This window comes from Armatimonas sp., assembly GCF_964826245.1.
In genome coordinates this window covers 1-9,155 of the sequence record NZ_CBAYMC010000181.1, presented here as the reverse complement: position 1 = coordinate 9,155, position 9,155 = coordinate 1, and the positions used below count along the sequence as shown (strand labels likewise).

Annotated in this window: 10 protein-coding genes; 4 read left to right on the top strand and 6 right to left on the bottom strand. The window is 59.0% G+C overall.

Going from position 1 to position 9,155, the window contains the following annotated elements; genetic code table 11:
• Positions 1 to 52 precede the first annotated feature (52 nt).
• Together AC1XOS_RS15980 and AC1XOS_RS15975 are read right to left on the bottom strand one after the other, a co-directional pair.
• Positions 53 to 838, bottom strand: a complete 786-nt coding sequence (locus tag AC1XOS_RS15980; RefSeq protein ID WP_481963220.1) for an ABC transporter permease — start codon at positions 836 to 838, stop codon at positions 53 to 55.
• 142 nt (positions 839 to 980) lie between these two features.
• Positions 981 to 2,357: a DUF1552 domain-containing protein gene (locus AC1XOS_RS15975; RefSeq protein ID WP_481963219.1), complete on the bottom strand. Its 1,377-nt coding sequence runs from the start codon at positions 2,355 to 2,357 to the stop codon at positions 981 to 983.
• A gap of 49 nt (positions 2,358 to 2,406) precedes the next feature.
• Between AC1XOS_RS15975 and AC1XOS_RS15970 the strand changes: the two genes are divergently transcribed.
• Together AC1XOS_RS15970 and AC1XOS_RS15965 are read left to right on the top strand one after the other, a co-directional pair.
• Complete coding sequence (locus AC1XOS_RS15970; RefSeq protein WP_481963218.1) at positions 2,407 to 2,913, top strand: hypothetical protein; 507 nt, start codon at positions 2,407 to 2,409, stop codon at positions 2,911 to 2,913.
• Positions 2,913 to 3,377 carry a 23S rRNA (pseudouridine(1915)-N(3))-methyltransferase RlmH gene (locus AC1XOS_RS15965; RefSeq protein ID WP_481963217.1) on the top strand — a complete coding sequence of 155 codons (465 nt, stop codon included), beginning with the start codon at positions 2,913 to 2,915 and terminating at the stop codon, positions 3,375 to 3,377. The genes AC1XOS_RS15970 and AC1XOS_RS15965 overlap by 1 nt, the downstream gene beginning before the upstream one ends.
• Before the next feature lie 26 nt (positions 3,378 to 3,403).
• Here AC1XOS_RS15965 and AC1XOS_RS15960 read toward each other — a convergent pair whose 3' ends face one another.
• Positions 3,404 to 4,012, bottom strand: coding sequence for a hypothetical protein (locus tag AC1XOS_RS15960; RefSeq protein WP_481963216.1), 609 nt, complete (start codon positions 4,010 to 4,012; stop codon positions 3,404 to 3,406).
• Between the two features lie 83 nt (positions 4,013 to 4,095).
• Here AC1XOS_RS15960 and topA point away from each other — a divergent pair, with 83 nt between their 5' ends.
• Positions 4,096 to 6,390, top strand: coding sequence for a type I DNA topoisomerase (topA, locus tag AC1XOS_RS15955; protein ID WP_481963215.1), 2,295 nt, complete (start codon positions 4,096 to 4,098; stop codon positions 6,388 to 6,390).
• Between the two features lie 4 nt (positions 6,391 to 6,394).
• On the opposite strand, the gene AC1XOS_RS15950 is transcribed toward topA, so the two are convergent.
• From AC1XOS_RS15950 to AC1XOS_RS15940, 3 genes are all read right to left on the bottom strand, one after another.
• A complete protein-coding gene (locus tag AC1XOS_RS15950) occupies positions 6,395 to 7,564 on the bottom strand; it encodes a hypothetical protein (protein ID WP_481963214.1) in 1,170 nt (389 codons plus the stop codon).
• A gap of 251 nt (positions 7,565 to 7,815) precedes the next feature.
• The gene (locus tag AC1XOS_RS15945) at positions 7,816 to 8,010 is read right to left on the bottom strand and encodes a hypothetical protein (protein ID WP_481963213.1); all 195 of its coding nucleotides are present in this window, start codon (positions 8,008 to 8,010) and stop codon (positions 7,816 to 7,818) included.
• A gap of 7 nt (positions 8,011 to 8,017) precedes the next feature.
• On the bottom strand, positions 8,018 to 8,827 hold the full coding sequence (locus AC1XOS_RS15940) for a sugar phosphate isomerase/epimerase family protein (protein ID WP_481963212.1): 810 nt from the start codon (positions 8,825 to 8,827) through the stop codon (positions 8,018 to 8,020).
• On the opposite strand from AC1XOS_RS15940, the gene AC1XOS_RS15935 reads away from it, so the two are divergent.
• The coding region (locus AC1XOS_RS15935) for a hypothetical protein (RefSeq protein WP_481963211.1) at positions 8,826 to 9,155 on the top strand (330 nt) is incomplete at its 3' end. The genes AC1XOS_RS15940 and AC1XOS_RS15935 overlap by 2 nt on opposite strands.

The following is a 9,155-nucleotide window of genomic DNA, read 5'->3' as shown; positions in this document are numbered from 1 at the left end:
AGCACTTCCAAGCCCCCAAACGTATGCCCAACGCCTCGTAGCTCTAACGCGCTCATCGCTCCCACCCCCAGCGCAGCGACGGCACTTTGGTGAGAAGCATCAGCAAGCGGTCAAAGGTGATCCCCAGCACTCCGATCACCAGCATCCCCACCAAGATAAGATCCGGGCGGAGTGCCTGGTTGGCATCCTGGATCAGAAACCCCACCCCACGGTCTCCGGCGATCATCTCCGCCGCCACGAGAACCAGCCAGCAGAGCCCCATGGTTACCCGTAGCATGGTCACCAGCTGCGGCATGATGGCGGGAAAGAGCACCTGGGAGAAAAGCCGCAGTCCACGGAGCCCATAGTCTTCTGCAACCCGGAAGTAGACACGAGGAACGGCCACGACGGCAGCGACAGTGGTAACGGCCACCGGAGGGAGCGCGGCAAGTAAGATCAGAAAAACCACGGTCGTGTCCCCTGTCCCGAGCCATAGAACCGCAAACGGAATCCAGGCCAGCGGCGAGAGCGCACGAAGAAAGTTCAGGACAGGAAGCAGCGCCTCACGAGCCGCCACCCAACGGCCCAGCCAGAGCCCGAGGGGCACTCCCAACCCCACACTCAAAACATAGGCAACCAGCACACGCGCCAGAGAGGCCAGCGTGTCTTTGAGAAGGCGACCGTCGCGCGATGCTTCCGAAAACCCGGCCAGTGCCTCCGTTGGGGAGGGAAACAGCCCGATCTGCGTGCCGGGTCCGGTGGGACGAACCAGCCAGCCACGGCTCGCCGCAAAAAACCAGGCAGCGAGCAGAACGAAAAGAGTGCCGAGGGGAAGAAGAGAGCGCAGCGGAAGCTTCATGTCGGGAGAAGTATAGCACGCGGGGCACCAACACCCACCCTATCGCTCTCCCTGTGTGGGCGAAGGCAGGGAAACGAGCTGTTGCGCGGATAGTGATCCCCCCGTAGGCCGAGTTACAACCTTCATCTCATCCTATTTCACATCAGCCCGCAAGACCCGCGAAGTCTTTGTCGCTAAGGCCTTTGAGCTCGCCGGTGCTGTCTCCAAAGCGCTCTAGCGGAACCCCCATGCGGCGCAGGAGACCGAGGTGGAGGTTGCAGAGCGGAGTATTCTTAGCGTAGGTCAGGTGGCGACCTGTGGAGAGCGTGTTGCCGCCGCGCCCGCCGAGCACGAGTGGCAGGTTGTAGGGGCTGTGCGCATTGCCATCTTTGATGCCACTTCCGAAGAGCACCATGCTATTGTCGAGCAGCGTGCCCTCACCGTCTTTGATGGCTTTCATGCGCTGGAGCATGTAGCCGTACTGGGCCAGGTGCCAGATCCCGATTTTTTTGTAGGCATCGAGTTTTTCGGCGTTGTTTTCATGGTGGCTGTACTCGTGGTGGCCACCGTGGACACCGGGCAGGAAGCCGAAGTTGCGCCCGGAGACTTCGTTGCCGAAGAGGAACGTGGAGACACGCGTGGAGTCCGACCAGAAGCCCAGTACCATCAGATCCAGCATGATCCGCACTTGCTCCGTGTGGTCTAGAGGCCGCTTATCGCCGGGAACGGCGTACCAGTCTTTAATGCGCTTGTCGAGTTTCTCAGACTCCGCACGCAGAATGGGATCGTCCAAGACGGAGCCCTTGCGGCGAGCGGCATCGAAGGCGATACGCTTCTCGACGGCACGCACGGCATCTAGATACTCTTCGAGCTTGAGGCGATCTGCGGCGCTGATCTTTTTCTTGAGGCCACTCGCATCGTCGAGCACCGAGTCTAGCACGGACTTGTCACTGGCGCTCACGCCCTTTCCGCTCTGCCCCTGGCGGAAAAGACGGTCAAAAGCGGCTTGGGGATTGATCTCCCGCGAGACGGGCGTCGTGGGCGTGCTCCAGGAGATATGCGAGCCGTAGAGCGCGGTCAGGCCGACATTGGTATCCACATAGGTCGTCGGAGGGTCTACGGAGAGCTCCAGCGATGGCAGCGGGGTGAGGTTGCCGAGCTTCTGTGCGATAAGCTGGTCTATCGAGATGCCCCCCGCATTGAGATTGGCCCCGGTCGTCTTGGCGATCGTGGTGCCGGTCAGAAACGGCGCGATCTTGTAGTAGTGTCCATCACCCGTGATCGAGCCATGGTTCATCAGCTCCGTGAGAACGAGGATATCGTCCTTGACGGCAGCAAGAGGCGCAAGAATCTCTGAGAGCTCAAACTGACTTCCATTGCCTTTGGGTGTCCACGCAAAGGGGTTCACCCCGTTGGGCATGTAGAGCACCGCCAAGCGATTCGGCGACTTCGCCGTGGTCTGAGCCAGCGCCTCAAAAGCGGGCAGGGCAAGCGCGACACCCGCGCCCCGCAAAACAGTTCGTCGTGTTAGCGTCTTCATCGCATCTATTTTACCGCAACGCCGTTTATAATGATAAGGAGAAATTCCCATGAGTAAAGTGAGTAAGCTAGTTCTGGTGGTGTGTGCCCTGCTGCTCGTCGCAGCGGGTATCTGGTCACTCGCGCCGCGCCCGGCAGCGACACCGGAGCTTCAGATCGCGGAGTCGCTGCAAGAGGCTGCGGACTACGCTCAAGCGGGGAGAGTCTCGTCCATGATGGACTTGATCTCCAACGACTTCAAGAGCGGGATGATGAATAAAGCACGGATGCAGCTTCTGCTCACCCAGGCAAAGCGCAGTGGGCAGGGAGTACGCTACGACGTGAGAGTGGCACCACCCCGCGTGCTTCCCTCCGCCGATGGCAACCCCGACCAGCGGGTGGTCTTTACGGCAGCCTCGGTGCTCGGTGACGGTAGCGAGACGCTCTGGGGTGGCAACCAGCTCACTCTGGTGATGCGAAAAGAGACGCGCCGCCACAACCTAATCTACACCGAGCCGCACTGGCGCGTGATCTCAATTGCCAACATGCCGCCCCTCCCTGGCGAGAGCAGCGAGTAGTGGCCGCACGTCCCCAGGTCACCGTGCTCTGTGTCGGGAAGCTGCGCGAGACGTACTGGAAAGACGCCATCGCGGAGTATGTCAAGCGGCTTGGGGGCCAGACCAGTTCCTTTGCGCTGATCGAGGTTGAGGAAGACACCCGTGCCAACTCGGAGAAAGAGGGCGAGCGCCTGCTTGCCAAAATCCCCGAGCGCGGCTGGGTCGTGGCCTGCGATGGAACCGGAAAGGCACTGGCCTCCGAGGCGCTGGCAGCCAAGATCGAGCAGGTCTGCACCGAGGGCGAGAGCCACTTACTGTTTCTCATCGGCGGAGCCAACGGCCTCAGCGATGCCGTCCGCTCTCGTGCCAGCTTCTTGCTCTCGTTTGGCCCGATGACCCTCCCTCACCCACTCGCGAGAGTCGTCTTAGTGGAGCAGCTCTACCGCGCCTTCAAGATCAACCGCGGCGAGGCGTACCATCGATAAGCCCCCCCCGGCGGGAGTCAGGGGGATCAGTCAAACGGCAAGTCGGGCGGCGGCAAGAGCGCACCCGCTCGCTCACAACTCTCACGCCACTCCCACAGAAGTGTGAGGTCAGGAATTGGCCCCGAGGGGAACCTTTCCGGGGCGATGGTAATCGGAGGAGTAGGCAGAGAGAGGCTTGTGAGCCAGTCGGCTTCGGCTTGCGAGGCGAAAACCAGCGCGGCGGCGTGGGTTAGCAAGAGCCGCTCGGGAATGAGAAGCTCCGCGGAGGGGTAGCGACCCGTGCGCCACTCGATAAGAAAGGCCTGTTTTTCCGTGGGGTCCGTGATTGGGATAAACTCTTCTCGGTGTGCCCAGCGCTTGGTGTTGTACTTTAGGTACGCCGCGCCAGTGAGCTGACTAATCTCAGGCGAGAAAGCAAGAAGCGCATGCGGATAGCCACGCGGGAGCTTGTCGGCCAAAAGTGGGGTTTGTGAGGAAAACGAGAGATGGACATAGCTCTCTAGCCCTAGCTTTCGTCGCCGCGAGAGTGCCGTGGGGCGCGGGTGGGCAGAGGCGCGGAGTGCTCCCTCCGTAAGAATCTCAGGGAGAAATTGGAGCGGCGTGGTATGCCAGTAAAACTCGGGGCTGGGAACCATAATAGCAATAGGATTGTACACTCTCGTTGCGAAGGGGTGAGCCACCACGATACAATCGGCGGCGTCCCCCTCAGGAATAAAATATGGCAAGATCGCTCATTATCGTCGAATCACCGGCTAAGACCAAGACCATCAAGGGTTTTCTTGGCCCCGACTACAAAGTCGAGGCCAGCATGGGCCATGTCCGTGACCTGCCCAAGTCAAAGTTGTCCGTGGACATTGAAAACGACTTCGCACTCACCTACGAGCCACTGACGGACCGTAAAGACGTGCTTGGAAAGCTCGCGGCGGCGGCCAAGGGCTGTGACACCATCTACCTGGCCTCCGACCCTGACCGTGAGGGAGAGGCGATCTCGTGGCACATCGCGCAGGCACTGAAGCTGCCTAAAGCGAAGATCAAGCGCATCGTCTTTAATGAGATCACCAAGTCGGCGGTGAACTTAGCGCTTGCCAATCCCCGTGAGATCAATCAAGATAAAGTAGAGGCCCAAGAGACACGCCGGACGCTAGATAGACTAGTCGGCTACAAGATCAGCCCTCTGCTTTGGAAAAAAGTGCGCAAAGATCTCTCCGCAGGCCGTGTACAGTCCGTGGCCGTGCGCCTGATCTGCGACCGTGAGCGTGAGATTTTAGCGTTTGTGCCCGTGGAGTACTGGAGCCTTACCGCCAACCTTGCGCCCCAGACCGGCAAGAAGCAGGCTTTCGATGCCAACTTAGTGGGCTTCGAGGGCAAGAAGCTCGAGATTAAGACTGAGGACGAGACCATGGCGGTCTTGCGGGCGGTCGAGAGCGCCCCCTGGACGGTCGCCAAGGTCAAGAAGTCCGAGCGGCAGCGACGTGCCTATGCCCCGTTTATTACGTCCACGATCCAGCAAGAAGCGGCGCGCAAGCTTGGATTTTCCAGTAAGCGCACCATGACGGTGGCGCAGCAGCTCTACGAAGGCATTGACTTGGGCGGCGATGCAGGTACCGTGGGTCTCATTACCTACATGCGTACCGACTCAACACGCGTCGCGGGCGAGGCACAGGCGGCAGCAAAAGAGTACATTATCGAAAACTTTGGCAAGCCCTACGCGCCTGAGAAGTTCAATGTCTACAAGTCCAAGAACGCCGCACAGGATGCCCACGAAGCGATTCGCCCGACCTACATCACCCGAGAGCCCGATAGCATCAAGACGCGCCTCAATGCCGACCAGTACAAGCTCTACCGCCTGATCTGGCTGCGCTTTATTGCGTCGCAGATGTCGCCCGCTGTGATGGATGTCGTACAAGCCGATATTGAAGCGGCAAAGTACACGTTCCGAGCAACCGGCTCCACGATCAAGTTCGACGGCTTCCTGCGGGTCTACAATGAAGGCAAGGACAATCCAGCGCAAGTGGACGATGACGAGAAGCCACCGCTTCCGCCGCTCAACGAGGGCATGCCGCTGGATCTGCTCAAGCTCCTGCCCAAGCAGCACTTCACCGAGCCCCCGCCACGCTTCACGGAAGCAACTCTGGTCAAGGCGATGGAGGAGCAAGGCATTGGTCGCCCCAGTACCTACGCCTCGATCATCTCGACCATCCAGGACCGTGGCTACGTGGCGCTGAATGAGAAGAAATTTCAGCCCACAGACCTAGGTAATGTCGTCACCGATCTACTGGTTCAAGCCTTCCCCCAGATCCTCGATGTACACTTTACCGCAGGAATGGAGGAGCGCTTAGACGCGATCGAGGAAGGTAAGGACACCCGGATCGCGCTGCTCAAGGAGTTCTACGAGCCCTTTGCCATCGCCTTGAAGGCTGCCGATGAGACCATGGGCAAGTTCGCTAAAGACACTGGTCGCGCCTGCCCTGAGTGTGGCAAGGCACTTGTGGAGAAATTTAGCCGCTACGGAAAGTTTATCTCCTGCTCAGGCTACCCGGACTGTAAGTACAGCGAGAAGCTCGCCGCTGAAGGAGCTGACGGTGAGGCTGCTCCGGTGGCAGAGCCTGTGGTCTCAGAGATCCCCTGCCCCAACTGTAGCCGCCTCTTGGTCGAGAAGACGGGGCGCTTTGGGAAGTTTCTTGCCTGCCCTGGCTACCCGGAGTGTAAGTACATCCACAAAGACAAGCCTGCCGCCGAGTCTACGGGGGTCAAGTGCTTTGCGTGTGGCAAGGGCGAGTTTGTGGAGAAGCGAAGCCGGAGCGGGGTCTTCTACTCCTGTAATCAGTACCCTGCCTGCAAGACCGCTCTCCCGGGCAAGCCCCTCACCGACCGCAAGTGCCCTCAGTGCGAGGGCTTGTTGCATGAGAAAGTCTTTAAAGGGCGACTGACGGGGATCGCGTGTGCCAACAAAGAGTGTGGCTACTCCGAGAGCATCAAAGCCGCCCTGAAAGAAGAACCCGCTGAGGCCTAGGGGCCTAGCCCTGTGCGAGCATCCGCCTAAGGTAGCTCGCTTCCTCAGGCGGTAGTGGAATCGAAAAACCCTTGCCGTTTGCCTTAGGTCGCCCTGCCTCGACATCGAGCATGGAGAGGGCAGCCATCACGCGCTCTCGCTCAATGGCGGAGGCAACCATAAGGCAAACGGTTCCGTTGTCGTCCCTCTCCGCTTGTTCTAAGATCGCGTTCAGCATTCCCACGGAGCGCTTTGCCATCGCGGAGAGCGGGGCGATGGGCCGCGGGAGAGCCACTTTAGGCCGGGGCTGTGGTCTTCGAACCGGTTTTGCCTTCACGTCTGCCAAGAGTTTTTGCTCATCGCGGAGCTTTTGTTCAGCACGGCGCTTGTCCATCCCCTTCTGGAGTGCTTCTTCGGCTTGCTCAGCCTGACGTGCACGGGTCATCCAGCGACTGATGGTCGAGACATCTAGATCCAGAGCGCGGCTGATCCGAGACAGGCTCCACTCCTGGCGATGGAAGGCAAGCGCAGCGAGTCGGCTCGCCACGGCGGAGTCCTCTTGTGGCTCCGTGTTCTCACGAATCCATGCTGCGACTTCTTCCCGATCCCGAGCCACCTGCGTGTTTTTAGCCGCGTTGCGGAGCGCACGCCGGGCTGCTTTAACGGCTTCTCGGCTAGGCTCAACAGCACGTGGGGCTCTCACGACCACCACAGGCTCGGGTTGAGGCTGCTCGACAGGCTTCGCAGGAGCACTCTCCTTGGCTTTTACTTCGTCTTCATCTATCAGCGGAATCCAAAGGTGCATGGTCGCGGGAAGCTCTTTGACCTGGTTGTACCAGCGTGTTAACTTATGCGGCGTGATTCCGATCAGCGCGGCAATCTCACGGGACTTCTTGCCTTCCTCAAACTGCTGAATGACATAGAGCCGCATGGCATTGTGGTGACGGTCAAACTCCGTTGGTTCTTTGCCTGCAGGAGGCGGCTTAAGGACGTTATCACGCTGCGCGACGGGGGCCGCCACCGTCGCAGGGACGACACGCGGTGGCGCTACGGGAGTAGGAGGAGGTGTTTGGAATGTCGGGAGAGTCTCTGGCTCACGAATGAAGCTCGGAAGTTCCTCAGTCGGCGCATTTCCCTGCAAGAGGGCATAGGCCTGAAGAAGCTGAGGAACGTAAACTTCATCTTCTGCAAACATCTGCTGCTCTGCTTGAAGAATTTCATCGGTAGAGAGAGGTTGGCGAAGTGTCTGTCGTTGTCGTACACGATTAAGAATATCTTGTCGCCGGCGCGGCGAAGTTGGAGAATCAGGTGTCATCATAATGGTTTTGGGGGTGCTTTTCTGTTTAGAAACAAATGAAAAGACATCTCGTTAGACAATACCTTTGACACAAAAGTTCCTGAGTCAAAGGTGTGTCAAGGATTTTTCAAGTATATCACGGAAAAGAATCACTTGCTTCGTCGCAATAGTACCAGGCACAGATTCCCCCCAATCGGAAAGAGTGCCATCCCCCAAAAGAGTGTCCGGAGGACATCGGCAAGCTCCGCTCCTGCCCCCACTCGGCTCAGATTATGATAGGCAGCCAGGTCAATAAGTAGTCCGATACTACAGACCACTAAACCAACCCAGCCGACAAGGCGCATCGGGTACCTAAACCTTGCCCCAAGCCTTGAGGTTCTCGATACTGATCTTAATGGACTCCAGAGGCGTGAGCGGTGCCTGACAGCTATCCTGCTCCACCATGTAGAACTTCGTCCCTGCCGCTTCTGCCGCGGCGAAGAGTGCAGGATAGTCTACGGTTCCGGCTCCGACAGGCGCAAAGCTGCCGTCGCTGTCCATGTCTTTCAGGTGCACCAGCGGGACACGCCCGGAGAGCCGTGTTAAATAATCCGCAATGTCCTGACCGCCTTTTTTAATCCAGAACGTGTCGAGCTCGGCCTGAAGGCTTGGAGCGGACTCAAAGAGAACATCCAGGCCCGTCTTGCCGCCTTCCGAGAGATCAAACTCAAAAGCATGGTTGTGGTAGCAGAGTGTCAGGCCCGCGTCGGCGTACACCGGAGCAATCGCACTCAGCTCCGCCCCGAGCTTGGCGTAGCCCGCTAGAGACTCGGTGTAGGGCTTGCCGATCCAGGGGACGATCACATAGTCGTAGCCAAAGAGCCGAGCCTCAGCGATCGCCTGGTCGGGCTTGCCTGTCACGACATCTACCCCAACATGCGCCCCAATGGCTCGCAGGTTATTGGCATCGAGAAGCGCTTTATACTCTTCTGCAGTCTTGCCCGCGTAGCCCGCCAGTTCCACACCCTGATAGCCAAGGCTCGCCACATAGGCCAGAGTTCCCACCAAGTCGCGCTGGGCATCGTCGCGAACCGTGTACATCTGTAAACAAACTGGAATCTTTGTCATGCCCTCTTCTTCGCCGTAACACGCCGTGATTCCTGCGGGTACAATCCCGTTCATGCCTTCTCCCGTTCTTCTCTGCTCGTCTTTGGACACTGTCGAGGCACTCTTTGTGGTGGAGACGCCGCGTACACAGCCACTGGTCGAGGCACTCAAACGGCTCTCGCCAGTGCCGGTGCATGCCATCGCCAACGACCCTGCCCATGCGTCGGATGTCTGGATGCAGGACACGGCAGAGTTTGCCGTCCGTGACGGCAAGCCTGTGGCGCTGCTAGGCCTGCGCGGCAAGCATGACATGGGCCTCACCTGCGGCCCGCTGGATCAGCTTGTGGAGACCTATCTCGCCGAGAAGCTGCCCTCTATTGAGCGGCTCAAAGTTGGGGAGCCA